Here is a 24,392-nt window from a genome sequence, read left to right as displayed (position 1 = left end):
TATCCCCATCTCAAGAATTGATCCGGGGATAGCAGGATCAGGCGAGGCGGCAAAGCCCAATGCGCCGGGCGCCGCCTGCACGGGCGGGCATCAGCCTGCGATCATCTCGGATTGCCGCACGATGACCTCGGCCTGCTTGATCGAGGCGATATCCACGAGCCGTCCCTTGTAGACCGTGGCTCCCTCACCCCGTGCCTTGGCCTCGTCCATTGCGGCAAGGATTTCGCGTGCCTCCGCCACCGCCTCTGCCGACGGGGTGAAGACCTCGTTGGACAGCGCCACCTGCTTTGGGTGGATCGCCCATTTGCCGACCATGCCCAGCGTGGCCGACCGCCGCGCCTGAGCGCGAAAGCCTTCGTCGTCGCTGAAATCACCGAATGGCCCGTCGACAGGCAGCACGCCGTGGGTCCGGCAGGCCGCGACGATGGCGGTTTGCGCCCAGTGCCACGGATCGGAGTAATGCCGAGCCTCGCCGTGCTGCATGTAGTAGTTCTCCTGCGTGCCGCCGATCCCGGTGGTCTGCATCCCCATCGAGGCGGCAAAGTCCGCCGCGCCGAGCGACATGGCCTGCAAACGCGGGCTGGAGGCCGCGATTTCCTCGACATGGGCGATCCCTGCGGCGGATTCGATAATCACCTCGAAGCTGATCGGCTTGCTGCGCCCTTTGGCCGCCTCGATCGCGGTGACGAGCGCGTCGACCGCATAGACATCGGCCGCGCAACCGACCTTGGGGATCATGATCTGATCGAGCCGGTCGGAGGCGTTTTCGAGCAGTTCGACCACGTCCCGATACCAATAGGGCGTGTCCAGCCCGTTGATCCGCACGCTGAGGTATTTGCTGTTCCAGTCGACCTCGTGCGTCGCGGCGATGATATTGGCCCGCGCGGTGTCCTTGTCGGAGGGGGCGACGCTGTCTTCGAGATCGAGGTTGATCACGTCGGCGGCGGAAGCGGCCATTTTCTCGAACAGAGCCATCCGGGAGCCGGGGCCGAACAATTGACAACGGTTGGGCCGAGCGGGTGGTGTGGGCTGAAGCCGGAAGGACATGTCAGGGCCTTTTGGTAAGGAAATTGCGCTGTGATTGCCTGTGGGGGTATAATATTGCGTGATGATCGGCAAGCCGGTTTTTCGCAGGTGCAGCATTCCGGATGGTTTGCCTTTGAGTTGGTTGCTCTCGCCGCAAGGGTCGTGGGGCCAACTCGGCGCGGCGGGCGCGGCCGCGTGGATGCCGCCGGCTGGCGCCCGAAGGTTGGGAGGATGTTGTGCAATCCCCCGAAACGACGCGCAAGAATTGTGCGGAGCCGGCCGAACCGTCGTTCCTTTCGCAGCACATTCGCGGCAAACTGCGCGATTTTGTGCAACGTTGCCGTCGAAGGAGCCTTCTCATGATTCCCACCCCCTATCTCTTGTTTCTGGGCGATGCGCCCGACCCGCTTGCTGCGAAGGTGGCGCAAGGCATCCGCGACTGGCGACCGGATCACGCGATTGCCCAATTCCGCCTGCCCAACTGCGGCGCGGACATGAAGCTGCCCGACATGACGCTGCAAGAGGCATGGGACGCCGGAGCCCGCACCCTGGTCATTGGCGTGGCCAACCGGGGCGGCGTGATTTCCCCGCTGTGGAAAGAAGTCTTGCTGGAAGCCCTGACGGTCGGCTTTGACATCGCGTCCGGCCTGCACAACCTGCTGCGCGACGATCCCGCGCTGGTGGCGGCTGCAAAGGCGCATGGGCGAACGCTGCATGACGTGCGCGTGCCATCGGTCAAGTATCCGATCGCTTCGGGTGCCCGCCGGACGGGCAAGCGCTGTCTGGCGGTCGGCACCGATTGCTCGGTGGGCAAGATGTACACCGCCCTCGCGCTGGACAAGGCGATGGCCGAGGCGGGCATGAAAGCGACGTTTCGCGCCACTGGACAGACCGGCATCCTGATCACGGGAGACGGGGTTCCGCTGGATGCGGTGATCGCCGACTTCATGTCGGGGTCGATCGAATGGCTCACCCCCGACAACGATCCCGATCATTGGGATTTGATCGAAGGGCAGGGCAGCCTGCACCATCTGTCGTTCTCGGGCGTGTCGATGGCGCTGATCCACGGAGGCCAGCCCGATGCGCTGATCCTTTGTCACGAGCCGACCCGCCCGCATATGCGCGGCCTGCCCGGCCGCCCCCTGCCGAGCCTCCGCACCATGGCCGACACGGCATTGATGGTCGCGCGTGACGCCAATCCCGAGTGTCGGATCGTCGGCATTTCGGTCAATACCGCCGCGATGGACGAACCTGCGGCCCTCGCCTATCTGGCGGAGGTCGAGGCCGAGTTTGGTCTGCCCGCCGTCGATCCGTTCCGGCAGGGGGCGGCGCGACTGGCCGAGGCCTTGGCGGCGGTGTAGCCTTGCCCTTGGCTCGGTCTTTTTGACCGGCGCCGTGTCGTGAGTTTATTTGCCAAGATGAAGGGGCCCGTTGTGTCAATTGAAGTGCGCCCGGAAGCGTTTCCGCTCGCCCGTGTGTTTACCATCAGTCGCGGGTCGCGCACCGAGGCCAAGGTCTTGACCGTGACAGTCACCCGCGACGGTGTGACGGGGTGGGGCGAATGCGTGCCCTATGCCCGCTATGGCGAGAGCCTCGAGAGCGTAACGGCGCAGATTTCCGGGTTGCCCGAGGGGATTGGCCGGGCCGAGCTTCAGGAGGCACTCCCTGCGGGGGCTGCGCGCAATGCCGTCGACTGCGCCCTGTGGGATCTCGAGGCCAAGCAGGCCGGTCGCCGGGTCTGGCAGTTGGCCGGGCTGTCCGCGCCGGGGCCGGAGGTGACCGCCTATACCCTGTCCCTCGACAGCCCCGAAGCGATGGAGGCGCAGGCCCGCGAACATGCGTTTCGCCCGCTCTTGAAGATCAAGCTGGGCACGCCGGAGGATATGCCCCGACTTGAGGCGGTGCGCCGAGGCGCCCCTGCGGCTCGGATCATTGTGGATGCGAATGAGGGCTGGTCCGCCGAGGTCTATGCCGATCTGGCCCCGCATTTGCAGCGCCTCGGTGTGGATCTCGTCGAGCAGCCTCTGCCCGCCGGAGAGGACGCGGCTCTCGACGGGTTGGCCCGCCCTGTGCCGCTCTGCGCCGACGAGAGCTGCCATGACCGGGCGTCGCTGGTGGCGTTGCAGGGCCGCTACGACGTTGTGAACATCAAGCTCGACAAGACGGGTGGGCTGACCGAGGCCCTTGCCCTGAAGGCCGAGGCCCAAGCAATGGGCTTTGGCGTGATGGTCGGCTGCATGGTCGGGTCGTCTCTGGCGATGGCCCCGGCGGTGTTGGTCGCGCAAGGTGTGGCGGTGACAGATCTTGACGGCCCGCTCTTGCTGGCCCAAGACCGTGCCCATCCGTTGCGGTTTGACGAGGCGGGGGTCCACCCGTCCGACGCGGCACTTTGGGGTTAGGAGATTTCGATGCGCACTGTCTACGTCAATGGCGAGTATGTCGCCGAGAATGACGCCAAGATCTCGGTCTTTGATCGCGGCTTTCTGATGGCGGACGGCGTCTACGAAGTGACCTCGGTCATCGACGGGAAAATCCTTGATTTTGAAGGGCATGTCCTGCGGCTGGAGCGGTCCCTTGCAGAGCTTGGCATGCCGATGCCGATGCCGGCAGATGATCTTCTGGCGATCCACCGCGAGCTGGTGTCGCTCAACGCGGTCGACGAGGGCGCCGTCTATCTGCAGATCACCCGGGGCGCACCGGCCGATCGCGATTTCGCCTTCCCGCCCGAGGGCACGCCGCAAACCGTTGTATTGTTTACCCAATCCAAGCCCGGTTTGGCGGGGGATGCCGCCGCCTCCAAGGGTATCAAGGTCATCTCGATCCCCGATATTCGCTGGGGCCGCCGCGATATCAAGACGGTGCAGCTTCTCTATCCCTCGATGGGCAAGATGATGGCCAAGGCCGCCGGCGTCGATGACGCTTGGATGGTCGAGGACGGCATGGTCACCGAGGGCACCAGCAACAACGCCTATATCGTGCGTGGCAACACGATCATCACACGACACCTGGGCAACGAGATCCTCAGCGGCATCACCCGCGCCGCCGTGCTGCGCTTTGCCCGAGAGGCGCAAATGACCGTGGAAGAACGCAGCTTTTCCATCGAGGAGGCCCAGACCGCGGACGAGGCGTTCATCACCTCGGCGACCACTTTCGTGATGCCCGTCACCGAGATCGACGGGGTTCAGATCGGCTCCGGCAGCCCCGGCCCCTTGGCGCTCCGCCTGCGCGAGATCTACGTTGACGAGAGCCGCAAGGCCGCCGTCTGACGGCGACCGACTCAATACCTTAACGGGCCGAAATGGCCCGAAACGGCCTGCGGTATGCCGTCGGTCTGGCGTCGGTATGCCGTCGGTATCGTTTTCGGTATCCGCAATTCCGGGCAGGGTTCATGCAGCGCACGCCCGGCAGGGCAGGGGCGCAACATCTCCCCTTCATCTTGGCAGAAAAACTCCCCGCGGAGCGTCCCGCAGGTGCCGTGATCGCACCGCCCGCAATGACAGACCGACTGACCCGACTAGTGGTCCTTCTTCTTGGCGAAGGCGGCCTTCTGTTCCGGCGTCGCTTCGGTCTGATGTTGGGCGATCCATTCCGAATAGGGCATCCCGTAATAGGCGGCGCGGGCCTCGTCCTTGGACATCTCGATCCCCTCTTCGGCCGCCGCTTCCTGCATCCAGCGCGACAGGCAGTTCCGGCAGAAGCCGCCGAGGTTCATCAGGTCGATGTTCTGCACGTCGGGCCGGTCTTCCATCAGATGCTTGCGCAGGCGGCGAAAGGCGGCTGCCTCGATCCGGTCGCGGGTGGCGTCGTCCATGGGTCTCTCCCTGTGTTGCGGTCTAGAGGATGCCGTAGTGCCGTGCCCCCGAGAGCAGGCTGTCGGTGATCAGGTGGGCGTGATCGGTGCCGGCGGGTTTCATGTCGGGGATCTGCACCACATGCATCCCGGCCGCTCGCGCGCCGACAGTCCCTGCGTCGCTGTCCTCGAACACGAGGCAATGCGCCGGATCGGTGTCGAGCACCTCGGCGGCGTGCAGGAACAGATCGGGCGCCGGCTTGGGCGTGGCCACCAGATCCCGTCCGAGGATCCGCGGGTGCCCGAAGTAGTGGTCGATCCCGGCGGTCTTGAGGTGCGTCTTGGCCGGTTCGGTCTTGGAGTTGGTCGCGACCGCGATCGGCGTGCCCTTGTCGCTCAGATGATCGAGCAGGTCGCGAGCCCCCGGCCGCAGCGGGATCCCCTTGGAATAGGCGTCGAGGACGTGTCCGCGCCAGACCCCGTGAAATTCCGCCAGATCCATCGACGGCCCGAACGCCTCTCGCAGGATGGCGTCGCATTCGTCGTTGACGATCCCCACCATGCTGACCAGCACGTCCTCCCGTTCGGGGTGCCCGAGCTGCCGCAGCGCCACCATGGCGCAGCCGATCATCAGCCGTTCGCTATCGATCAGGGTGCCGTCCATGTCAAAGATGACTGCGCGTATCTCGGTCATAGGCCGGTTCCTTTGAGTGTCTCGTTCAGCAGCGGTGCCAGACGGGCGGCCCAGTCTGCCTGCTGCTGTGCTGTTTCGATCAGATCGTTCCGAAGTTCGATCAGCACGTTCGGTCGGCCATGCGCCAGCGCGTGTTTGTCGATGCTGTCTCCGGGCAGATGCCCAAGATAGGGCTCGTTGTCCCCGATGCAAAGGTCTTCTTCGGCCCGCAGCCTGTCGATCAGCGGCCGCGCCAGCCGGCTGTCCCGGTGCGAATAGAGGATCCCCACATGCCAGGGCCGTGGCGGTCGGCCCCGCAGTTGCGGCGTGAACGTGTGAATCGCGCAGATCACCGTATCGGCCCGCGCCGCCATCCGGGCGTAGTCCTCGTGATAGGGTCGGTAGAGCCGCTCCAGCCGTTCGTCGAGCTCTGCCTGTCCGGCGTGCCGGTTGGCCGGGATGATCGTCCCGTCATAGAGCCGCATCAGCAGCGTGGGGTCGTCTTCCCCCCGGTTCGGGTCGATCACCAGCCGCGAGAAGTTGGTCAGCAGGGCCGGCCCGTTCAGTTCCGCCGCCAGCGCCAGCGTCAGCCCCGCCGCCCCCGGATCAAAGGCGATGTGTCGCCCCATATCCGCCGCCGGAAGCCCCAGATCCCCCCCGTTGACCCACTCGGGCACATGGTTCGTGGCATGGTCGCAGGTGACGAGCCACCGGCCCGGCCGGTTTTCACCGATTATTTCGTGGGCGGAAGGGGTCATTTGACGAGATTTGGGCCTGACATGTTGTTGTCATGCGTCATAGTCTAGTTGTTCGACGAAGTGAAATGGGCAATAAGGGCGCTGAATATGGCGTTACCGCTAACGGCGCCGCCACCCAGAGACAGGGACTAAACCGATGAGACGCCATCGCAATGTTAAAATCGTAGCCACGCTTGGCCCGGCTTCGAATAGCTATGAAATGATTCGCAAGTTGTTCGAGGCCGGGGCCGATGTGTTCCGCCTGAACATGAGCCACGGCAGCCATGACGAGATCCGCGTGCGTCACGAGACGATCCGCAAGGTCGAGGCCGATCTGGGCACTCCGATTTCCATCCTTGCCGACCTTCAGGGCCCGAAGCTGCGCGTCGGTGTGTTTGCCGAAGACGGCGGCGTCGAGCTTGTCCCCGGTGCCGATTTCCGTCTCGACCTCGATTCCACCCCCGGCGACATCGACCGCGTCCAGCTTCCTCACAAGGAGATCTTCGATGCGCTGGAGCCGGGCGCGAGCCTGCTCGTCAACGACGGCAAGATTCGCCTGAAGGTCAAGGATTGCGGTGCCGATTTCGCCAATTGCGAAGTCGTCGTCGGTGGTCAGATCAGCAACCGCAAGGGCGTGAACGTCCCCGACGTGGTGCTTCCCCTCGCTGCGCTGTCCGACAAGGACCGCAAGGACCTCGAGTTCGTCTGCGAGCTGGGTGTCGACTGGCTCGCCCTGTCCTTTGTCCAGCGCAAGGCGGACGTGGACGAGGCCCGCGCATTGGCCAAGGGCCGTGCCGCGATCCTGTCCAAGATCGAAAAGCCTTCTGCGGTGAAGTCCTTTGACGAGATCCTCGAAGCCTCGGACGGCATCATGGTGGCCCGTGGCGATCTGGGGGTCGAGCTGCCCGTGCAGAACGTGCCGCCGATCCAGAAGCGCCTCGTCCGTCAGTGCCGCGCCGCGGCCAAGCCGGTAATCGTGGCGACCCAGATGCTCGAGAGCATGATCGAAAGCCCGATGCCGACCCGCGCCGAAGTCTCGGACGTGGCGACCGCCATCTACGAGGGCGCCGACGCCATCATGCTGAGCGCCGAGAGCGCCGCCGGCAGCTATCCCATCGAGGCCGTCACGACGATGGACAACGTGGCTGGCGAGGTCGAATCCGACCCGACCTATACCCAGATCATCGAATCGAGCCGTGCCGCCGTTCGCCACAGTGTCGCGGACGGCATCGTCGCCGCCGCCCGCGAAATCGCGGAGACCACCAACGTCAAGGCGATCTGCTGTTTCAGCCAGTCGGGCACCACCGCGTCCCTCGTCTCGCGCGAGCGCCCGCGGGTGCCGATCATCGCCCTGACCTCGGAGGAACGCACCGCCCGCCGCATGTGCCTGAGCTGGGGCACCATCAACGTGGTGGTCGGACCTGTCGACCGGTTCAAGTCGGCGGTGATCGCCGCCGTCCGCGCGGCGCGGGCCGAATTGAACGCGTCCGATTCGGACATGATCATCGTGACCGCGGGCGTGCCGTTCAACACGCCGGGTTCGACCAACATTCTTCGTGTGGCCCCCTGCGAGGAACGTTTGATTTATAGTGCCGATCCAGAGTAACCTCACACCACATGTAGTGGTGGAAGGGGCTCTGAATGAACGCTGATCTGTTTCTGGTGGTCGGGATCGTGGTGGTGGCATTTACCATTCCCGCGATCGTCGGTGCCTTTTCCGAGGGCCGCGCACCGCGGGCCGCCGCGATCATGGTGATGATCGGTGGCGGCCTGATTGCACTTGCGGTCTATCAGACCCCCGGCGGCTATCAGGTCTCAGAGATCCCCAGCGTGTTCGCCCGCGTGATCGGTTACTATATCAACTAGACGGCGCTGCCTTCGACATTGCCGGTGGCGCCGGGTGCCGGATTTCAGCTGTATCGCTTCCAGGTTTCCATCTCGATCGCCTTGCGGGTTTCGAGTTCCGAAAGCTCGGTCTGGATCGCCCGCCTCTGTGCCGGATCCGTGGTCTCGGCCAGCCGCTTGTGGGCGTCGCTGATTTGAGCGTTGATGGCCCCGAAGGGCGTCATGTTCCCGCTTTCGGCATAGACATGCGCGAACGGATCGGCGTTGAGGCTGCTCTTTTCGATCGGTTTCCCCTTGCCCGGGAGATCGTCGAGTTCGCCGTTCTCCTCGGCGCGTTTGAAGGCTTTGTCGATGAGAGTTTCGAACATGGCGGGCGCGTTCCGGGGTGAGTGCGACGAAGCCGAGAGGCGTTTCGTCAAAGGTATGCCGGCCGCCCGCATGGTTCAAGGCGGCGCGGATGCATCGCTGCCTTCGATCTCCATGACGAAATAATGCATGTGCGGCCGCAGCATCGGCTGGTCGAGGTAGGTCGTCGTCTCGATCGGTTCTTCGACCTCGGTGAACCCCAACTTGGGGTAGAGGCTCCGCATTTCGACATTGGGCGTCAGCGTGTCTGCGACCAGTCGTTTCAGCCCCATCTCCCGCGCCGCGTCGATCCGCGCCTGAATGAGCGCCCGCCCGGTGCCTGTTCCGCGGGCGGCTTCGCCGACGAAGACCCGTTTCAGTTCGCCGGTCTCCGCGTCCAGCTTTTTCATCATCCCGCAGCCGACGATCTGCCCGTCCGCGTCTTGGGCCAGAACGAGGCAGCCATTCGGCGGCAGATAGGCGTCGGCGTTCGCCCAGAATTCGGCCAGGGCGCTGGTCGGAGCGGAATCGTCGATCTCGAACCCCATCCTGCGCATCCGGGACACGACGGTTTCGTAATATCGGATCAGGATGCCGTTGAGGTCGTCCTTGGGCGGCAGCGTTTTGCACAAGACGATGTTGATCCGGGACATCTGCGCTCCTTGACTGTTGCTTGCCGGGGGTCCACCAGAGTGTCGCAGGGCCGGTGCGCGCCGCGCAACGATTTTCTGACTTGCCTCCCGGCCCGTTGTTCGCTCTTGCCAAGTCGTTCGCACCGTCCTATACGGCGCGCTCTATCGCCCGCACGTCCGGCCAAAGTGGCATGCCGAGTCGCGCGTTTACGACCTCTAATCAGGAGACCGAAATGCCTAAGATGAAGACAAAATCGAGCTGCAAGAAGCGGTTCAAGGTGACGGCCACTGGCCGTATCCTGGCAGGCCAAGCCGGCAAACGCCACGGTATGATCAAGCGCACCAACAAGTTCCTCCGCAATGCCCGTGGGACCACAACCCTGTCGAAGGCTGATGAAGGTATCATCAAGCCAATGATGCCCTACGCACGCTAAGGAGAGACTGACATGAGAGTTAAAGGCGGAACCGTCACCCATCGTCGTCACAAGAAGATTCTGGACGCGGCCAAAGGTTACTATGACCGGCGTTCCAAGACCTTCAAGGTCGCCAAGCAGGCCGTCGACAAGGCCAACCAATACGCGACCCGCGACCGCAAGAACCGCAAGCGCAACTTCCGCGCCCTGTGGATCCAGCGCATCAACGCAGGTGTCCGTGCGATCGACGAATCGATGACCTACTCCAAGTTCATCAACGGTCTGTCGCTGGCCGGTATCGAAGTCGACCGTAAGGTCCTTGCCGATCTGGCTGTGAACGAGCCCGAAGCCTTCGGTGCGATCGTTGGCAAAGCCAAGGACGCGCTGGCTGCTTAAGCCGCGCTTCTGATGGAATTCGAGAGGCCGTCCCCCGGGGCGGCCTTTTTCGTTCGAGCCGGTCGATATGGCTTGACCTTTTGCCCGTCAGATTGCCGACTGCCGGTTCCACAGTGAGGAGAGCCTAGTGTTTCACAGTTCCGTTCTGGCCGCCGCCGCCCTGACCGCCCTGTCCACCGCCGCCTTTGCCGCGACCTGCCCGGCCGATGCCCCCGAGGGCTATCAGTGGCTGTCCGGCTACGTCGACGAATTCCGCGCCGACGGCACCGTCAGCACCTGGTTCACCGACAGCTATGCCCAGCACCCCGAGGACATTGCCCTGCAGGGTCTTCAGGCGTTCTTTGATGCGGGTGGCGATCTGGCTGCTGCCCGTGCCTTGTTTGTCCAGCGCGGTGGCTCCGCGGACGCGTTCGCGGTGGCGATGGCCTGTGCCGGCGTAGAGTAGCCCCGCCGTCGGGCCGCCGTGCCCTTGCAGGCGGCCCCTGACTTGCAACCCGCCCCCCATTTCGCTACCTCCTGCGGGACCAATTCAAGGGGCCCGTTATGGACGATCTCAAAGCCAAGTATCTCGACCTGATTGGGGCCGCCTCGGACGAGGCTGCTCTTGAGGACCTGCGCGTGCAGGCCTTGGGCAAGAAGGGCGAGATCAGTCTTCAGATGCGCGAGTTGGGCAAGATGTCCCCCGAGCAGCGACAGGTCGCCGGTCCGGCCCTGAACGCCCTCAAGGACGAGATCAACGCCGCCCTCGCCGCCAAGAAGATGGCGCTGGCCGATGCCGCCCTCGACGAGCGCCTGAAATCCGAATGGATGGACGTCACTCTGCCCGGTCGTCGCCGTGGCGCGGGCTCTGTCCATCCGATCAGTCAGGTGACAGAAGAACTCATCGCCATCTTTGCCGATATGGGCTTTGCCGTGGCCGAGGGCCCCCAGATCGAGAGCGACTGGTACAACTTCGACGCCCTGAACATCCCCGGTCATCACCCCGCACGCGCCGAGATGGACACGTTCTACACCCACCGCAAGGAGGGCGACAATCGCCCGCCCCACGTCCTGCGCACCCACACCAGCCCGGTGCAGATCCGCTCGATGGAGGCCGGAGGCGCCCCCATTCGCGTGATCTGTCCCGGTCGCGTCTATCGTGCCGACTATGACCAGACCCACACCCCGATGTTCAACCAGATCGAGGGCCTCGCCATCGACAAGGACGTGAGCATGGCCAACCTCAAGTGGGTGCTCGAGTCGGCTCTGGCCGCGTTCTTTGGCGTGCCTGTCGCCACCCGGTTCCGCGCCAACCACTTCCCCTTTACCGAGCCGTCCGCCGAGATCGACATCCAGTGTTCGTGGGTCGACGGTCAGGTCCGCGTGGGCGAGGGCGACAGCTGGCTCGAGGTTCTCGGCTCTGGCATGGTCCATCCCAAGGTTCTGGCCGCTGCCGGCGTCGACCCGGACCAGTGGCAAGGCTTTGCCTTTGGCGTCGGGATCGACCGCCTCGCGATGCTGAAATACGGCATCCCCGATCTGCGCGCCTTCTTCGAGAGCGACCTGCGCTGGCTGCGCCACTACGGCTTTAGCGCGCTGCAGGTGCCGACGCTGCATGGCGGGGTATGAGGTGACGGGCACCGGCGCCACCTTGCGACCGACGAATGTCGTTGAGGCCCGCGTGGCGATGGCCGCCGCGGTCATGCCGGCCAGTGCCGCGCCTCGGCCGATGACACGGCGGGTGCGCCGATGATCTTTACCAAGGATCTCCGCTCGGACAGCGACCAGCGCCGCCGTTACGCCCTGTATGAGATCGCCTATACGATGGCGGACTTTCTGGCTGCGGCCCTGTTTGTCATCGGATCGGTCATGTTCTTTTCCGATGCATGGCAGACCGTTGGCACATGGATGTTCCTGTTCGGGTCGATCCTCTTTGCCTGCAAACCGACGATCCGTCTGGTGCGCGAACTTCACCTTGCCGCCATGGGCGACACAAAAGATATTGCCGAGCGGCTGAAAGACTGAGGACACGCTATGAAATTCACTCTGTCATGGTTGAAAGATCACCTCGACACCACCGCATCGGTGGACGAGATCACCGAGGCGCTGACCGACCTTGGTCTGGAGGTCGAGGGCGTTGAGAACCCCGCCGCCCGGCTGGCCGATTTCACCATCGGCAAAGTGACCAGCGCCGAGAAGCATCCCGAGGCGGACCGCTTGCAGGTCTGTCAGGTGGAGACCGACGACGGCCCGCTTCAGATCATCTGCGGTGCCCCGAATGCCCGTGCCGGTATCACCGTCGTCGTCGCCAAGCCCGGCGTTTACGTTCCGGGCATCGACACCACCATCGGTGTCGGCAAGATCCGTGGCATCGAGAGCTATGGCATGATGTGTTCCGAGCGCGAGATGGAGCTGTCCGAGGAGCATGACGGCATCATCGAACTGCCCTCGGGTGAAGTTGGCGACCGTTTCATCGATTGGCTGGCCGAGAACGATCCCGCCAAGGTGGACCCGGTCATCGAGATCGCCATCACGCCGAACCGCCCCGATGCGCTGGGTGTCCGCGGCGTGGCCCGCGATCTGGCTGCCCGTGGCCTTGGCACGTTGAAGCCACGCGATGTCGTCCCCGTTCCGGCGAGCTTCAAGGCCGATCTGACCGTCGAGATCGCCGAGGATACGCTGGACGGCTGCCCCGTCTTTGCCGGCCGGTTGATCCGGGGCGTCAAGAACGGCCCCAGCCCGCAATGGCTTCAGGACGTGCTCAAGGCCATTGGCCTGCGCCCGATCTCGTTCCTTGTCGATGTGACCAACTTCTTCACCTATGACCGCAACCGCCCGCTGCACGTCTTTGACGCCGACAAGGTGGCTGGCAATCTGCGCGTTCACCGCGCCAAGGGTGGCGAAGAGCTCGTCGCCCTCGACGACAAGACCTATACCTTGCAGGCCGGCCAGATGGTCATTTCCGATGACACCGGCCCCGAGAGCATTGCCGGTGTGATGGGTGGCCTGCCGACCGGCTGCACCGAGGACACCGTCAACGTCTTTGTCGAGAGCGCCTATTGGGACCCGGTCCAGATCGCCTATACCGGCCGCGCCCTCAAGATCAACTCGGACGCCCGCTACCGCTTTGAGCGTGGGATCGACCCGGCCTTCACCATCGAGGGCCTCGAACATGCCGTTCGCACGATCGTGGACAATGCCGGTGGCGAAGCCTCCGAGCTGATCGTGGCGGGCGCGATTCCCGACACGTCCCGCGCCTACAAGCTCGACACCGACCGGGTGCAGAGCCTTGTGGGCATGGAGATTGCCCCCGAAACCCAGCGCTCGACGCTGGAGGCACTCGGCTTTGAGTTCGATGGCGACATGGCGTCGGTGCCAAGCTGGCGCCCGGACGTGCAGGGCGAGGCGGATCTGGTGGAGGAGGTCGCCCGGATGGCGTCTCTCACCAAGCTGGTCGGCAAGCCGCTGCCCCGCAAGCACACCGGCGTGCCCGCGCCGATCCTGACCCCGATGCAGTTCCGCGAGAGTGCCGCCCGCCGCACCTGTGCCGCGCTCGGCTACAACGAATGCGTGACCTATTCGTTCATCGACCAGCCCGCCGCCGCCCTGTTTGGCGGAGGTGACGACGCCACCATGCTGGAGAACCCGATTTCCAGCGACATGAGCCATATGCGCCCGGCGCTGCTGCCCGGTCTGCTTCGTGCGGCGGCCCGCAATCAGGCCCGCGGCTTTGCCGATATGGCTCTGTTCGAGGTCGGCACCGCCTTTCACGGCGGTGAGCCGGGTGAGCAGCATGTGCTGGTGACCGGTCTGCTGATCGGCCGTACCGGCCCCAAGGATGTTCATGGCGAAGCCCGCCCGGTCGATCTCTATGACGCCAAGGCCGATGCCGAGGCGGTTCTGGCCGCTATCGGTGCCCCCGCCAAGGTGCAGATTCTGCGCGGTGCGGACGATTGGTGGCACCCCGGCCGTCACGGCAAGATCTGTCTCGGCCCCAAGAAGGTGCTCGGCATCTTCGGCGAGCTGCATCCCCGCGTGCTGCGCGAGATGGATATCAAGGGCCCTGCCGTCGCCTTTACCATCTGGCCCGCCGAGGTGCCGCAGCCCAAGGCCAAGACCTCGACCCGCGCCCCTCTGGTGGCTACCGACCTGCAGGCCGTCGATCGCGACTTTGCCTTTGTGGTCGATGCCGGCGTGGAGGCTCTGACTCTGGTGAATGCCGCTGCCGGTGCCGACAAGGCGTTGATCACCGATGTTCGGGTGTTCGACGAGTTCATCGGCGGCAGCGTGGGCGAGGGCAAGAAATCGCTCGCCATCACGGTGCGCTTGCAGCCCACCGAGGCGACCTTGAAGGACAAGGATATCGAGGCCGTCAGCGCCAAGATCGTCGAAAAGGTCAGCAAGGCCACCGGCGGCGTGCTGCGCGGTTGAATTTGAGAGGGCCGGGGGTGAGACCCGGCCCATTCCGGGCCGTACCTTCGGTCGCCCTGCGCTGACGAGATCAGGCCAAGGCGTATTTGTCGCCGACGTCTTCTCTGACAGGATGGGTGTCGTAGAATATCGACATCGACGCGAACCGGCCGCTTTCGCCGAACTTGAAGTAGTCGACGCCCTGAAACACGAATTGCTCGCCGCTCTTTAGCGTCCAGTCATATTCGAAATGCGCGGCGGCGCTGTCGCCGTTTTCTCCGAGCAGGACGTCAAAGACCGTGAGCTTGCTCGCGTCGGAGGCGTTGCCAAGTTTCTCAAAGAACTCCGCTGCGTGCATCTTGCCCAGGAATGGTGAGATGACATGTGCGTCGTCTTCAAACAAGCGGACGATCCCGTCAGTGTCGGATGCCGTCAATCGTTCGAAGTAGGTTCGGACGAGGGCGGTCTTGTCGTTAGGTGTCATAGACCCGTTCCATTCCACGGCGTGTTGCGATTCACGGGACGATAGTGGAACACTGTGCAGGTTCAACCGTCCCGGAGCAAGCGAGCCTCGGGGCGTGTGCGAGCCCTTGGCCCCGATCGCTTGATAGGGCAGGGTGGCTCCGCAAAAGGGAGGCACTGATATGCTGAAGGTTTATCTGTCGGGCGAGATTCACACCGACTGGCGCGAGCAAATCACCGAAGGGGCCGAGGGGCTGGACGTCGTTTTCAGCGGCCCGATGACCGATCATGCCGCCAGCGACGACTGCGGTGTCGCCATTCTGGGCGAGGAGCCGAACAAGTTCTGGCACGACCGCAAGGGCGCGCAGGTCAACGCGATCCGCACCCGCAAGGGGATTGCCGACGCCGATGTGGTCGTTGTTCGCTTTGGCGATCAATACAAGCAGTGGAATGCCGCCTTCGATGCGGGCTATGCCGCCGCCTTGGGGAAATCGCTGATCATTCTGCATGGCCCGGATCATGCCCATGCTCTCAAAGAGGTCGATGCCGCCGCATTGGCCGTGGCCGAGGAGCCGGCGCAGGTCGTCCAGATCCTGCGCTATGTTCTGACCGGCCGTCTGCCGGGCTGACCGCCGTGCTGGAGCTTCGTCCGAATTGCGAGTGGTGCGACAAGGATTTGCCCCCCGACAGCGCCGAGGCGATGATCTGCACCTATGAGTGCACCTATTGCGCCGATTGCGTCGAGCAGGTGCTGCACAACGTCTGTCCGACCTGCGGCGGCAATTTCGTGCCGCGCCCGATCCGCCCGAAGGTCAATCACCGGGCGGGCAAGGCGCTGGGGTTGGGCCATCATCCGGCCTCGGCCCATCGCGTACATTCGCAGTGGTCGCGCGAGCAGGTCGCGGAGCAAAGCGCCCGGCTCAGGGACGTGCCACCGGCCGAGCGTTAGGCCGCCTTTTCAGCCAGATAGAAATGGATCTGGGCGGGCAGGGCGAAGCCGTCCTCGTCTTCGAATGCCTTGAAGATCTCGGTGAGGCTGTCCGTCAGGTGCAGCAGTTCGGTGGAGCCGCCGCCGGTTTCGCGCACGATCTTGCTGATCGGGCCGACCGCCGACATGAGTTGAGCCGCCCCGGACGCCCCTTGCGGATGGGTCAGCGTCAGGTCTTCGGTCTCGACCCGGGCATTCACGAAGCCGGCGTCGTTCAGGATGCTCAGGACGTAGTCCGGATTGCTGAAGCCCATCGGGCCGGGGGCGCCGGGTTCGGGGCGCGGCTGCGGGCCGTGGTGCGCCTCGACCACCCGTCGCGGACCGTCGAACCACGGGTTCTTGGGCATCGGCGCCCAGCAGCCCATGACGAGCCGCCCGCCGGGCCGCAGCGCGCCGAGCAGGTTGCTAAAGGCCGCGACCGGATCGGAGAAGAACATCACCCCAAAGCGCGATACGATCAGATCGGCGCTTTCGGCGGCGAAATCATAGGTTTGCGCGTCGGCTTCGATGAAGGTGACGCTGTCGCCGTGGTTGACCCTCGCGAGGTTGAGCATCGGGACCGAAATGTCGATCCCGGTGACGCTGCCCGATGGGGCCGCCTCGGCAAAGGCCTGAGACACCGCGCCGCTGCCGCAGCCGACGTCGATGACGTCGGCGTCGGGCTTGGGGTCGGCATGGGCGAGCAGCCGTGGGGTCAGCGCCCCGTGCACCGATTCCAGTTCGGCATCCTGTGCGACCCAGCCCTTGACCGGCCCGCCATTCCAGAACTCCCGTTGATCGGCGTTGACGTCCGTGTCGGTCATGGCGATTCCTTTGGGCGATGGCGAGGCTATGTGAGGATCATAGCGGCAGCGCGGTCGTCTGTCTCACTGTTCGCAGGGCGAAGCTCGATTGCATCTGCGCCACCCCCGGCAGCGTCGCCAGATAGCGCCGGTGGATCCGGGCGAAATCCTCGGTGTCGCCGGCCACCACCTTGAGCAGATAGTCCGCCGTGCCTGCCATGAGGTGACATTCGAGCACGTCCGGCACGAGGGCCACCGCCCGCTCGAAGGCGTCGAGCACCTCGTCGGCCTGACCCGACAGCGTGATCTCGACGAAAACCGTGGTGGGCCGCCCCATCTTGCGCGGATTGAGCAGGGCGACGTAGCCCTTGATCCAGCCCTCTTTTTCGAGCCGCTGCACCCGCCGGTGGCAGGCCGAGGCCGAGAGGTTGACCTGTTCGGCCAGCACGGCGTTGGACAGCCGTCCGTCCTTTTGCAGGGCGTCGAGGATTCGCCGGTCGATGTGGTCGAGCGCGCTCATTCGCGTGTTCCTTCGAAGAAAGTGTCGTTTGGCGCAATTTGCCACGGAAAAATGCCCCATGAGCGTCGAAGGTCGCCCGGAAATTGCGATGATGCAAGCGCATAGTCCGCGCGGAAGAGGAGATACCCAATGCATATCGGTTGCCCGAAAGAGATCAAGCCACAGGAATTTCGTGTCGGTCTGACCCCGAACGCCGCCCGCGAGGTCTTGGCCCACGGCCATACCGTGACGGTGGAGACGGGCTGTGGCGTCGGCGCCGGATTTGTCGATGAGGACTACGTCGCCGCCGGGGCTGCCATCGTCGGCACCGCCGCCGAGGTCTTTGCCGCCGCCGACCTGATCGTCAAGGTCAAGGAGCCGCAAGCCGTCGAGCGCAAGATGCTGCGCGAGGGACAGGTGCTGTTCACCTATCTGCACCTTGCCCCCGATCCCGAGCAGACCCGCGACCTGATCGCCTCGGGCGCGACCTGCATCGCCTATGAGACCGTCACCGACGATCGTGGTGGCCTGCCCCTGTTGGCCCCGATGTCGGAGGTGGCCGGTCGTCTGGCCCCGCAGGTGGGCGCGTGGACCTTGCAGAAGGCCAATGGCGGTCGCGGTGTCCTGATGGGCGGCGTGCCGGGCGTGGGGCCGGCCCAAGTGGTCGTCATCGGTGGCGGTGTCGTCGGCACCCATGCCGCCAAGATTGCCGCCGGCATGGGGGCGGACGTGACCGTGCTCGACCGGTCGCTGACCCGGCTGCGCTATCTCGACGATGTCTTTGGTGGCACCTTCAAGACCAGCTATGCCAGTCAGGGCAACACCGCAGAGTTGGCCGCCGCGGCCGATATGATCATCGGTGCGGTCCTGATCCCGGGCGCTGCCGCGCCCAAGCTGATCAGCCGGGCGCAACTGGCCGATCTCAAGCCCGGTGCGGCGCTTGTGGATGTGGCCATCGACCAAGGCGGCTGTTTCGAGACATCGAAGGCCACGACCCACCAGGATCCGATCTATGAGGTCGACGGCATCATGCATTACTGCGTGGCCAACATGCCGGGCGCGGTGGCCCGCACCTCGACGATTGCGCTTGGCAATGCCACCTTGCCGTTCCTTCTTAACCTCGCCGACAAGGGCTGGCGCAAGGCCTGTGAGGACGACCCCCATCTGCTGAACGGTCTGAACGTTCATGCGGGCCAGCTGACCTACTACGCCGTGGGCAAGGCTCTGGGCATCGACGTGCTGGCCCCGAGTCTGGCGCTCAAGAAGTAGCCTGCCTGCGCGACGGAAAACCGGCGGGGCGACGTATAGCGACCAATGCACTTGCTTTGGAGCTTTCGATGTCGTCCCGCCTGTCTGCCTTTTTTGACCGCACCTCGCCGTATCTGTTGTGGTTTGTCTTGTCCTTGCCTGCCTTGGGGATGATCAACACCCTGATCAATGCCGAGAGCGACCGGGTTCTGCATTTCCTGCTGCACCCGACGGGCGAGACCTCGGCCCGCCTGCTGATCGTCTCGATGATGGCGACACCGCTCATGCTGCTGTTCAAGGGCAGATACGGATCTCGCTGGCTGGTGCGCAACCGCCGCTATCTGGGCGTGGCCGCCTTTGCCTATGCGGCTTTGCACACGATGTTCTATCTGATGTCCGAGCCGTTTTCGCGGGTCCTGGCCGAGGCCACGGATCTGGAGATCTGGACCGGCTGGGTGGCATTTGCCATCTTTATCCCGCTGGCGGCGACCTCGTTCGACTATGCGGTTCGCCGGATGGGCACAGCGTGGAAATCCCTGCAACGCTGGGTCTATGCCGCCGCTGTGCTGACCCTGATCCACTGGGCGTCGCTGCATGATTGGCGCAGCCCGGAGGCCGCGATCGTTCACTTTGCCCCGCTGGCCGCGCTGACGCTGTATCGCTTGTGGTGGGTCTATCTGCGCCGTCGTCCTTCGGCGCTGGCGTAGTCCGCGCCACCAAAGCCGATCTGCCAACGAAAAAGGGCCCGCCGGGGAGGCGGGCCCTTGATTGGTATTGGGTGGCTTAGCGGCCAGCTTTGAGCTGATCGCGGATTTCCAGCAGCACGTCCAGTTCGGACGGGCCGGTTGCGACCTCGGGGGCCACTTCTTCGGGCTTTTCAGCGGCGGCTTTGACCCGGTTGACCATCTTGACCAGCATGAACACCACGAAAGCGATGATCAGGAAGTTGATGACGGCCATCAGGAAATTGCCGATGGCGAAGACCGAGATGCCGGCTTCGGTACAGGCTGCGACGGAGGCGCATTCGCCGTCGCCCAGCACGTAGAACCAACCGGAGAAGTCGATGCCGCCGGTGAACAGGGCGATGATCGGATTGATCAGATCGCCCACGAGCGAGGTGACGATGGCCGTGAAGGCCGCACCGATGATGATACCAACGGCCATGTCCATGACATTGCCTTTGGCGATGAAATCTTTGAATTCGTTAATCACTGTTTTGTCCCACTTCATTGGCTGCGCGCTTTGATCGAAACGCCAAATGCGCGTGTGTGCACTGCCTTACCGCTGTTTTTGCACATCTTCACGGGTTTTTTTCGGCCTGCTTCCCCTTAGATAACAGATCTTAACGTCTCTCCCAAAAGGTTAATAACATGAGCGATCTGACTGCATTCGAGATTACCAAACGCTGGCCGCCCGCCAATTCGGAGGTGATCCAGTTGTATTCCTATCCGACACCGAACGGTGTGAAAGCGTCGATCGTTCTGGAAGAATTGGGCCTCGACTACGAGCCGCATCTGGTGACCCTGTCGGATGCCGATGTGAAATCCGATGCGTTTCTGTCGCTGAACCCGAACAACAAGATCCCCGCGATCATCGACCCCGACGGCCCGGACGGCCAGCCGATCGGCCTGTTCGAGAGCGGGGCGATTCTGATCTATCTGGCCGAGAAGGCCGGAAAGCTGCTCGGAGACACGCCGGAGCAGAAATACAAGGCGATCCAGTGGGTGATGTTCCAGATGGGCGGCGTCGGCCCGATGTTTGGCCAGCTTGGGTTCTTTGTGAAATTCGCCGGATCGGAGATCGAAGATCCCCGCCCGCGCGAACGCTATATCGCCGAAGCCAAGCGGTTGCTTGCGGTTCTGGACAAGGAGCTCGAGGGTAAGGACTGGATCGTCGGTCCGTTCACGATTGCCGATATCGCGCTGGCTCCGTGGCTGGCCGCGCTGGATTTCTATGGTGCCGAGGATCTGGTCGGCTGGTCCGATCTGAAGAACGTGCCCGCCTATGTGGAGCGGTTCAACGCCCGTCCCGCCGCCGCAAAGGGCAAGGGTATTCCAGCCCCGAAGTGAGGCTGCCTTTGGCGGACCGACCCTCCGGGGGGAGTTTTTTGGCCAAGATGAAGAGAGGGCCGCGCTTTGATGCTGCGGCCCGATCCCGCAAACAACAAACCCCCGGGCGGGTGCCACGGGGGTTTGGTATTCTCAAAAGCTTGCGGCGGGATGCTTAGAGCAATCCTTCGCGCTGGAGCTTCTTCCGAGCCAACTTGCGCTGACGGCGGATCGCTTCGGCTTTCTCGCGAGCTTTTTTCTCGGACGGCTTCTCGAAATGTTGCTTGAGCTTCATTTCGCGAAACACACCTTCGCGTTGCAGCTTCTTCTTCAGAGCCCGGAGGGCCTGATCGACGTTGTTATCGCGAACACTGACCTGCATGTGGTTTTCACCACCTTTCTAGTTTGAGTTGCAAGGATTTGCAGGAGTGCGGCGTATAGCAAAGCCCTTGTCAGTTGTCTAGACTGAACCATGTCATTCGGCAGAGTTCAAAGGAGTGTGTCATGTCTCGGACTGCCCAAAGCCCCGAAGTGGACCGTCTGGTTCACGCCATTCTGCCGCATGTCGCCTTTGATGGCTGGTCTGACGTGGCCTTTGCCGAGGCTGTTCGCGATGTTGGCATGTCGCGCGAGGCCGCCCGTGCCCTGTGTCCGCGTGGTGCCGTCGATCTGGCGGTGGCCTTTCACAAGGCGGGCGATGCCGCGATGGTTGCGGCCGTGGAGGCGGCGGATCTGGGGTCGATGCGCTATTCCGACCGCGTGAGCTTTGCGATTCGCGCCCGCCTTGCCGCGGCTGCCGACAAGGAGGCTGTTCGCCGCGGATCGGCCTTGTTCGCGCTGCCGCATCTGGCCGCGGAGGGTGCTGCGCTGATCTGGGGCACGGCCGACACCATTTGGACGAGCCTTGGCGACACTTCGACCGATGGCAACTGGTACACCAAGCGTGCGACCTTGGCGGCGGTCTATGCCTCGACGGTTCTGTTCTGGCTGGGCGACGATTCGTTTGAGGAGCAGGCGACCGACGATTTCATCGACCGCCGCATCGACAACGTGATGCAGGTCGAGAAGATCAAGGCGCAGGTGAACGCCATGCCGTTGCTCAAGCCGGTGACGGCCCCCTTTGCCGCGTTTATGGAGCGCGTTCGTGCCCCCAGTGCCGCCGCATCCGCCGAGGATCTGCCGGGCCGCTGGACCCAGCCGCGCTGAGCCTCGCCCCCTGATGCCTGTTCCCTTTCGCGTCGCGCTTTGGGATAGAAGAGGTCACAGCAGAGGGGACCCGTGATGACAGCCAAAATGCGTGCCGTTGAGATTGCCCAACCGGGTGGACCGGAGGTTCTGACCCTTGTGGAGCGCCCCTTGCCGGAGCCCGGTCATGGTCAGGTGCGCCTGAAGCTCGCTTATGCCGGGGTGAACCGCCCGGACGCCTTGCAGCGTGCCGGTGCCTATGCCCCGCCACCCAATGCCAGCGATTTGCCCGGCCTTGAGGGGGCTGGCGTGGTCGATGCCGTGGGCACCGGTGTGGCCGGTCTGGCCGTGGGTGACGAGGTTTGCGCTCTGCTGCCCGGCGGTGGCTATGCCGAGTATGTCGTGACCCCGGCTGCCCATTGCCTGCCGATCCCCGACGGCATGGATATGCGCGCCGCGGCCTGCCTGCCGGAAACATACTTTACCGTATGGTCGAATGTCTTCATGCGTGGCGGCCTGAAGGGTGGGGAGACGTTTCTTGTGCATGGCGGCTCTTCGGGCATTGGAACGACGGCGATCCAGTTGGCCGCCCATTTCGGGGCGCAGGTCTTTGCCACGGCCGGATCGGACGAAAAATGCGCCGCCTGCGTCAAGCTGGGCGCGGAGCAGGCGATCAACTATCGCGAGGCCGATTTCGTGGAGGTGATCCGCGCCGAGGGCGGGGCGGATCTGATCCTCGACATGGTCGGCGGCCCTTATATTCCACGCAACATAAAGGCGCTGGCCGATGATGGGCGCTTGGTGCAGATTGCGTTCCTGCAAGGGCCGAAGGTCGAGTTGAACTTTGCCCAGGTGATGACCCGCCGCCTGACCATCACCGGCAGCACCTTGCGTCCGCAGTCCGATACCGCCAAGGCGCTCATTGCCCGCCAGCTTTTGGCAGAGGTCTGGCCGCTCTTGTCGGATGGCACTGTCGCCCCTGTGTTGGATCAGGTGTTCGACCTTGCCGACGCCTCTGCCGCCCATGCGCGGATGGAAAGCTCGGCCCATATCGGCAAGATCTGCCTCAAGATCGCCTGACCCGGACCGATGCGGCCGCCGGTAGCGGTCAAACGTGGCGTCCCTGATCCGTGCCGCGTCGATTTTGCACTGTTTTCCCGCAGCGTGGCGCGGTAACAGGGGCGAGTAATTTTCTTGCTCGTCTTTGGGAGAATAGCCGATGAAGGTCCTCGTGCCTGTCAAGCGCGTGATTGATTATAACGTGAAGGTTCGCGTCAAAGCGGATGGTTCCGGTGTCGATCTCGCCAACGTAAAGATGTCGATGAACCCGTTTGACGAAATCGCTGTCGAAGAAGCGATCCGTCTGAAGGAAGCCGGCAAGGCGGATGAGGTCATCGCCGTCTCGATTGGTGTCAAGCAGAGCCAGGAGACGCTGCGCACCGCGCTGGCCATGGGTGCCGACCGTGCGATCCTTGTCGTCGCGACCGATGATGTGCACAACGATATCGAGCCGCTGACCGTCGCCAAGATCCTCAAGGGGATCGTGGACGAAGAGCAGCCCGGCCTTGTTCTCTGCGGCAAGCAGGCGATCGACAACGACATGAACGCCACTGGTCAGATGCTCTCGGCCCTGCTCGGCTGGTCTCAAGCGACCTTTGCCAGCAAGCTGGAGATCGACGGCGACAGTGCCAAGGTCACCCGCGAAGTGGACGGCGGATTGCAGACCATCGACGTCAAGATGCCTGCCATCGTGACTGTCGACCTGCGTCTGAACGAGCCTCGCTATGCCTCGCTGCCCAACATCATGAAGGCCAAGAAGAAGCCTTTGGACGAAAAGACGCCCGCCGATTACGGCGTCGATCCCGCGCCGCGTCTGACCATCGTCAGCACCGCAGAGCCGGAGGCCCGCAAGGCGGGTATCATCGTCGGGTCCGTCGACGAGCTGGTTGAGAAACTCAAAGAAGCGGGGGTCGTGTAATGGCTGTTCTTCTGATTGGTGAAGTGACTGACGGTGCGCTGGCAATGGATGCCACCGCCAAGGCCGTGAGCGCGGCTGCCGCGCTGGGCGATGTCGTCGTTCTGTGCGCCGGTGCAAGTGCGAAGGCGGCTGCCGATGAGGCGGCGACGATCGAGGGCGTGTCCAAGGTGCTTTGTGCCGAGGATGCGATCTATGGCCACCGTCTGGCCGAGCCGACTGCGGCGCTGATCGTGTCGCTGGCCGGTGATTACAGCCATATTGCCGCCCCTGCGACGACCGATGCCAAGAACATCATGCCCCGCGTTGCGGCGCTGCTCGACGTGATGATGATCTCTGAGGTCACCGCCGTGATCGACGCCGATACTTTCGAGCGCCCGATCTATGCGGGTAACGCCATCCAGACCGTCAAATCCGCCGATGCGACCAAGGTGTTGACGATTCGCGGTGCCGGCTATGACGCCGCACCGGTGGGTGGCTCTGCGTCGGTCGAGATGATCGGCGCGGCCGCCGATCCGGCCCTGTCGTCGTGGGTCGAAGACAAGGTTGCCGAGAGCGACCGCCCTGAGCTGACCAGCGCGGGCGTGGTTGTGTCGGGTGGCCGTGGCGTCGGCTCCGAGGCCGACTTCGCGCTGATCGAGGCTCTGGCCGACAAGCTGGGCGCTGCTGTCGGTGCGTCGCGTGCGGCGGTCGATTCGGGCTATGCCCCGAACGATTGGCAGGTGGGCCAGACCGGCAAGGTCGTGGCACCGGACCTCTACGTCGCTGTCGGCATCTCGGGTGCCATCCAGCACCTCGCCGGGATGAAGGACAGCAAGGTGATCGTGGCGATCAACAAGGACGAAGAGGCTCCGATCTTTCAGGTCGCTGATTACGGCCTCGTGGCGGACCTGTTCACCGCCGTTCCCGAGCTGACCGAAAAACTCTGAACTCATCGCAGATGGGTGTGACGAAGGGGG

The 24,392-nt window shown here is 63.8% G+C and carries 31 protein-coding genes; 20 read left to right on the top strand and 11 right to left on the bottom strand.

Features of this window, described 5'->3' with window-relative positions; all coding sequences use genetic code 11:
* Nucleotides 1-90: 90 nt before the first annotated feature.
* Complete coding sequence (locus LOM8899_RS04565; RefSeq protein WP_093990931.1) at nucleotides 91-1,047, bottom strand: L-malyl-CoA/beta-methylmalyl-CoA lyase; 957 nt, start codon at nucleotides 1,045-1,047, stop codon at nucleotides 91-93.
* A 338-nt stretch (nucleotides 1,048-1,385) separates the two neighbouring features.
* Here LOM8899_RS04565 and dgcN point away from each other — a divergent pair, with 338 nt between their 5' ends.
* The 3 genes from dgcN (at nucleotide 1,386) to LOM8899_RS04550 (ending at nucleotide 4,292) form a co-directional block, all read left to right on the top strand.
* A complete protein-coding gene (gene dgcN, locus LOM8899_RS04560; protein WP_093990930.1) occupies nucleotides 1,386-2,387 on the top strand; it encodes an N-acetyltransferase DgcN in 1,002 nt (333 codons plus the stop codon).
* Between the two features lie 72 nt (nucleotides 2,388-2,459).
* A complete protein-coding gene (dgcA, locus tag LOM8899_RS04555) occupies nucleotides 2,460-3,425 on the top strand; it encodes an N-acetyl-D-Glu racemase DgcA (protein WP_093991416.1) in 966 nt (321 codons plus the stop codon).
* A 9-nt stretch (nucleotides 3,426-3,434) separates the two neighbouring features.
* Complete coding sequence (locus LOM8899_RS04550; protein ID WP_093990929.1) at nucleotides 3,435-4,292, top strand: D-amino-acid transaminase; 858 nt, start codon at nucleotides 3,435-3,437, stop codon at nucleotides 4,290-4,292.
* A 248-nt stretch (nucleotides 4,293-4,540) separates the two neighbouring features.
* Here LOM8899_RS04550 and LOM8899_RS04545 read toward each other — a convergent pair whose 3' ends face one another.
* From LOM8899_RS04545 to LOM8899_RS04535, 3 genes are read right to left on the bottom strand one after another with little or no spacing between them, the layout of a single operon-like run.
* On the bottom strand, nucleotides 4,541-4,837 hold the full coding sequence (locus LOM8899_RS04545; RefSeq protein WP_093990928.1) for a DUF1244 domain-containing protein: 297 nt from the start codon (nucleotides 4,835-4,837) through the stop codon (nucleotides 4,541-4,543).
* A gap of 22 nt (nucleotides 4,838-4,859) precedes the next feature.
* Nucleotides 4,860-5,510 carry an HAD family hydrolase gene (locus LOM8899_RS04540; protein WP_093990927.1) on the bottom strand — a complete coding sequence of 217 codons (651 nt, stop codon included), beginning with the start codon at nucleotides 5,508-5,510 and terminating at the stop codon, nucleotides 4,860-4,862.
* On the bottom strand, nucleotides 5,507-6,247 hold the full coding sequence (locus LOM8899_RS04535; protein ID WP_093990926.1) for an N-formylglutamate amidohydrolase: 741 nt from the start codon (nucleotides 6,245-6,247) through the stop codon (nucleotides 5,507-5,509). The genes LOM8899_RS04540 and LOM8899_RS04535 overlap by 4 nt, the downstream gene beginning before the upstream one ends.
* A 136-nt stretch (nucleotides 6,248-6,383) precedes the next feature.
* Between LOM8899_RS04535 and pyk the strand changes: the two genes are divergently transcribed.
* Nucleotides 6,384-7,832: a pyruvate kinase gene (pyk, locus tag LOM8899_RS04530; RefSeq protein ID WP_093990925.1), complete on the top strand. Its 1,449-nt coding sequence runs from the start codon at nucleotides 6,384-6,386 to the stop codon at nucleotides 7,830-7,832.
* Nucleotides 7,833-7,867: 35 nt separating this feature from the next.
* Entirely contained in the window at nucleotides 7,868-8,092 is a 225-nt protein-coding gene (locus tag LOM8899_RS04525) for a hypothetical protein (protein ID WP_093990924.1), read from the top strand.
* A gap of 44 nt (nucleotides 8,093-8,136) precedes the next feature.
* Here the strand turns inward: LOM8899_RS04525 and LOM8899_RS04520 are convergent, their stop codons facing one another.
* Entirely contained in the window at nucleotides 8,137-8,439 is a 303-nt protein-coding gene (locus tag LOM8899_RS04520; RefSeq protein ID WP_168770466.1) for a DnaJ family domain-containing protein, read from the bottom strand.
* A gap of 75 nt (nucleotides 8,440-8,514) precedes the next feature.
* On the bottom strand, nucleotides 8,515-9,069 hold the full coding sequence (locus LOM8899_RS04515; RefSeq protein WP_093990922.1) for a GNAT family N-acetyltransferase: 555 nt from the start codon (nucleotides 9,067-9,069) through the stop codon (nucleotides 8,515-8,517).
* A gap of 212 nt (nucleotides 9,070-9,281) precedes the next feature.
* Here LOM8899_RS04515 and rpmI point away from each other — a divergent pair, with 212 nt between their 5' ends.
* The 6 genes from rpmI to pheT all read left to right on the top strand — a co-directional run bounded on the left by rpmI (nucleotide 9,282) and on the right by pheT (nucleotide 14,267).
* Nucleotides 9,282-9,482, top strand: a complete 201-nt coding sequence (gene rpmI, locus LOM8899_RS04510; protein WP_093990921.1) for a 50S ribosomal protein L35 — start codon at nucleotides 9,282-9,284, stop codon at nucleotides 9,480-9,482.
* 12 nt (nucleotides 9,483-9,494) lie between these two features.
* On the top strand, nucleotides 9,495-9,857 hold the full coding sequence (gene rplT / locus LOM8899_RS04505; RefSeq protein ID WP_093990920.1) for a 50S ribosomal protein L20: 363 nt from the start codon (nucleotides 9,495-9,497) through the stop codon (nucleotides 9,855-9,857).
* Nucleotides 9,858-9,984: 127 nt separating this feature from the next.
* Nucleotides 9,985-10,302: a hypothetical protein gene (locus LOM8899_RS04500; RefSeq protein WP_093990919.1), complete on the top strand. Its 318-nt coding sequence runs from the start codon at nucleotides 9,985-9,987 to the stop codon at nucleotides 10,300-10,302.
* 98 nt (nucleotides 10,303-10,400) lie between these two features.
* Nucleotides 10,401-11,465, top strand: coding sequence for a phenylalanine--tRNA ligase subunit alpha (gene pheS, locus LOM8899_RS04495; RefSeq protein ID WP_093990918.1), 1,065 nt, complete (start codon nucleotides 10,401-10,403; stop codon nucleotides 11,463-11,465).
* Nucleotides 11,466-11,585: 120 nt separating this feature from the next.
* Nucleotides 11,586-11,861 carry a YrhK family protein gene (locus tag LOM8899_RS04490; protein WP_093990917.1) on the top strand — a complete coding sequence of 92 codons (276 nt, stop codon included), beginning with the start codon at nucleotides 11,586-11,588 and terminating at the stop codon, nucleotides 11,859-11,861.
* 9 nt (nucleotides 11,862-11,870) lie between these two features.
* Nucleotides 11,871-14,267 (top strand): phenylalanine--tRNA ligase subunit beta, encoded by a 2,397-nt coding sequence (gene pheT / locus LOM8899_RS04485; protein ID WP_093990916.1) that lies wholly within the window; start codon nucleotides 11,871-11,873, stop codon nucleotides 14,265-14,267.
* A 70-nt stretch (nucleotides 14,268-14,337) separates the two neighbouring features.
* Here the strand turns inward: pheT and LOM8899_RS04480 are convergent, their stop codons facing one another.
* Nucleotides 14,338-14,730 (bottom strand): nuclear transport factor 2 family protein, encoded by a 393-nt coding sequence (locus tag LOM8899_RS04480; RefSeq protein ID WP_093990915.1) that lies wholly within the window; start codon nucleotides 14,728-14,730, stop codon nucleotides 14,338-14,340.
* Between the two features lie 160 nt (nucleotides 14,731-14,890).
* On the opposite strand from LOM8899_RS04480, the gene LOM8899_RS04475 reads away from it, so the two are divergent.
* Both LOM8899_RS04475 and LOM8899_RS04470 read left to right on the top strand, forming a co-directional pair.
* On the top strand, nucleotides 14,891-15,337 hold the full coding sequence (locus LOM8899_RS04475; protein ID WP_093990914.1) for a YtoQ family protein: 447 nt from the start codon (nucleotides 14,891-14,893) through the stop codon (nucleotides 15,335-15,337).
* A 5-nt stretch (nucleotides 15,338-15,342) separates the two neighbouring features.
* On the top strand, nucleotides 15,343-15,657 hold the full coding sequence (locus LOM8899_RS04470) for a DUF1272 domain-containing protein (protein ID WP_093990913.1): 315 nt from the start codon (nucleotides 15,343-15,345) through the stop codon (nucleotides 15,655-15,657).
* Here the strand turns inward: LOM8899_RS04470 and LOM8899_RS04465 are convergent.
* Both LOM8899_RS04465 and LOM8899_RS04460 read right to left on the bottom strand, forming a co-directional pair.
* Nucleotides 15,654-16,499, bottom strand: a complete 846-nt coding sequence (locus LOM8899_RS04465) for a class I SAM-dependent methyltransferase (protein ID WP_093990912.1) — start codon at nucleotides 16,497-16,499, stop codon at nucleotides 15,654-15,656. The genes LOM8899_RS04470 and LOM8899_RS04465 overlap by 4 nt on opposite strands.
* Nucleotides 16,500-16,536: 37 nt before the next feature.
* A complete protein-coding gene (locus LOM8899_RS04460; RefSeq protein ID WP_093990911.1) occupies nucleotides 16,537-16,998 on the bottom strand; it encodes an Lrp/AsnC family transcriptional regulator in 462 nt (153 codons plus the stop codon).
* A gap of 129 nt (nucleotides 16,999-17,127) precedes the next feature.
* Here LOM8899_RS04460 and ald point away from each other — a divergent pair, with 129 nt between their 5' ends.
* A complete protein-coding gene (gene ald / locus LOM8899_RS04455; protein WP_093990910.1) occupies nucleotides 17,128-18,246 on the top strand; it encodes an alanine dehydrogenase in 1,119 nt (372 codons plus the stop codon).
* 68 nt (nucleotides 18,247-18,314) lie between these two features.
* Nucleotides 18,315-18,932 carry a protein-methionine-sulfoxide reductase heme-binding subunit MsrQ gene (locus LOM8899_RS04450; protein ID WP_093990909.1) on the top strand — a complete coding sequence of 206 codons (618 nt, stop codon included), beginning with the start codon at nucleotides 18,315-18,317 and terminating at the stop codon, nucleotides 18,930-18,932.
* Between the two features lie 76 nt (nucleotides 18,933-19,008).
* On the opposite strand, the gene mscL is transcribed toward LOM8899_RS04450, so the two are convergent.
* On the bottom strand, nucleotides 19,009-19,437 hold the full coding sequence (mscL, locus tag LOM8899_RS04445) for a large conductance mechanosensitive channel protein MscL (RefSeq protein ID WP_093991415.1): 429 nt from the start codon (nucleotides 19,435-19,437) through the stop codon (nucleotides 19,009-19,011).
* Between the two features lie 158 nt (nucleotides 19,438-19,595).
* Between mscL and LOM8899_RS04440 the strand changes: the two genes are divergently transcribed.
* Nucleotides 19,596-20,294 carry a glutathione S-transferase family protein gene (locus LOM8899_RS04440; protein WP_093990908.1) on the top strand — a complete coding sequence of 233 codons (699 nt, stop codon included), beginning with the start codon at nucleotides 19,596-19,598 and terminating at the stop codon, nucleotides 20,292-20,294.
* Between the two features lie 154 nt (nucleotides 20,295-20,448).
* Here the strand turns inward: LOM8899_RS04440 and rpsU are convergent, their stop codons facing one another.
* Nucleotides 20,449-20,655 (bottom strand): 30S ribosomal protein S21, encoded by a 207-nt coding sequence (gene rpsU, locus LOM8899_RS04435; RefSeq protein WP_037282216.1) that lies wholly within the window; start codon nucleotides 20,653-20,655, stop codon nucleotides 20,449-20,451.
* Between the two features lie 122 nt (nucleotides 20,656-20,777).
* On the opposite strand from rpsU, the gene LOM8899_RS04430 reads away from it, so the two are divergent.
* From LOM8899_RS04430 to LOM8899_RS04415, 4 genes are all read left to right on the top strand, one after another.
* Entirely contained in the window at nucleotides 20,778-21,479 is a 702-nt protein-coding gene (locus LOM8899_RS04430; protein ID WP_093990907.1) for a COQ9 family protein, read from the top strand.
* A 75-nt stretch (nucleotides 21,480-21,554) separates the two neighbouring features.
* Complete coding sequence (locus tag LOM8899_RS04425) at nucleotides 21,555-22,538, top strand: NAD(P)H-quinone oxidoreductase (RefSeq protein ID WP_093990906.1); 984 nt, start codon at nucleotides 21,555-21,557, stop codon at nucleotides 22,536-22,538.
* A gap of 139 nt (nucleotides 22,539-22,677) precedes the next feature.
* On the top strand, nucleotides 22,678-23,436 hold the full coding sequence (locus LOM8899_RS04420) for an electron transfer flavoprotein subunit beta/FixA family protein (protein ID WP_093990905.1): 759 nt from the start codon (nucleotides 22,678-22,680) through the stop codon (nucleotides 23,434-23,436).
* A complete protein-coding gene (locus tag LOM8899_RS04415) occupies nucleotides 23,436-24,362 on the top strand; it encodes an electron transfer flavoprotein subunit alpha/FixB family protein (RefSeq protein ID WP_093990904.1) in 927 nt (308 codons plus the stop codon). Before LOM8899_RS04420 ends, LOM8899_RS04415 begins: the two co-directional genes overlap by 1 nt.
* Nucleotides 24,363-24,392 lie beyond the last annotated feature (30 nt).

Origin of the sequence: Flavimaricola marinus (assembly GCF_900184895.1) — a bacterium.
GTDB classification, from domain to species: domain Bacteria; phylum Pseudomonadota; class Alphaproteobacteria; order Rhodobacterales; family Rhodobacteraceae; genus Flavimaricola; species Flavimaricola marinus.
This window is presented reverse-complemented; position numbering and strand designations above follow the sequence as displayed.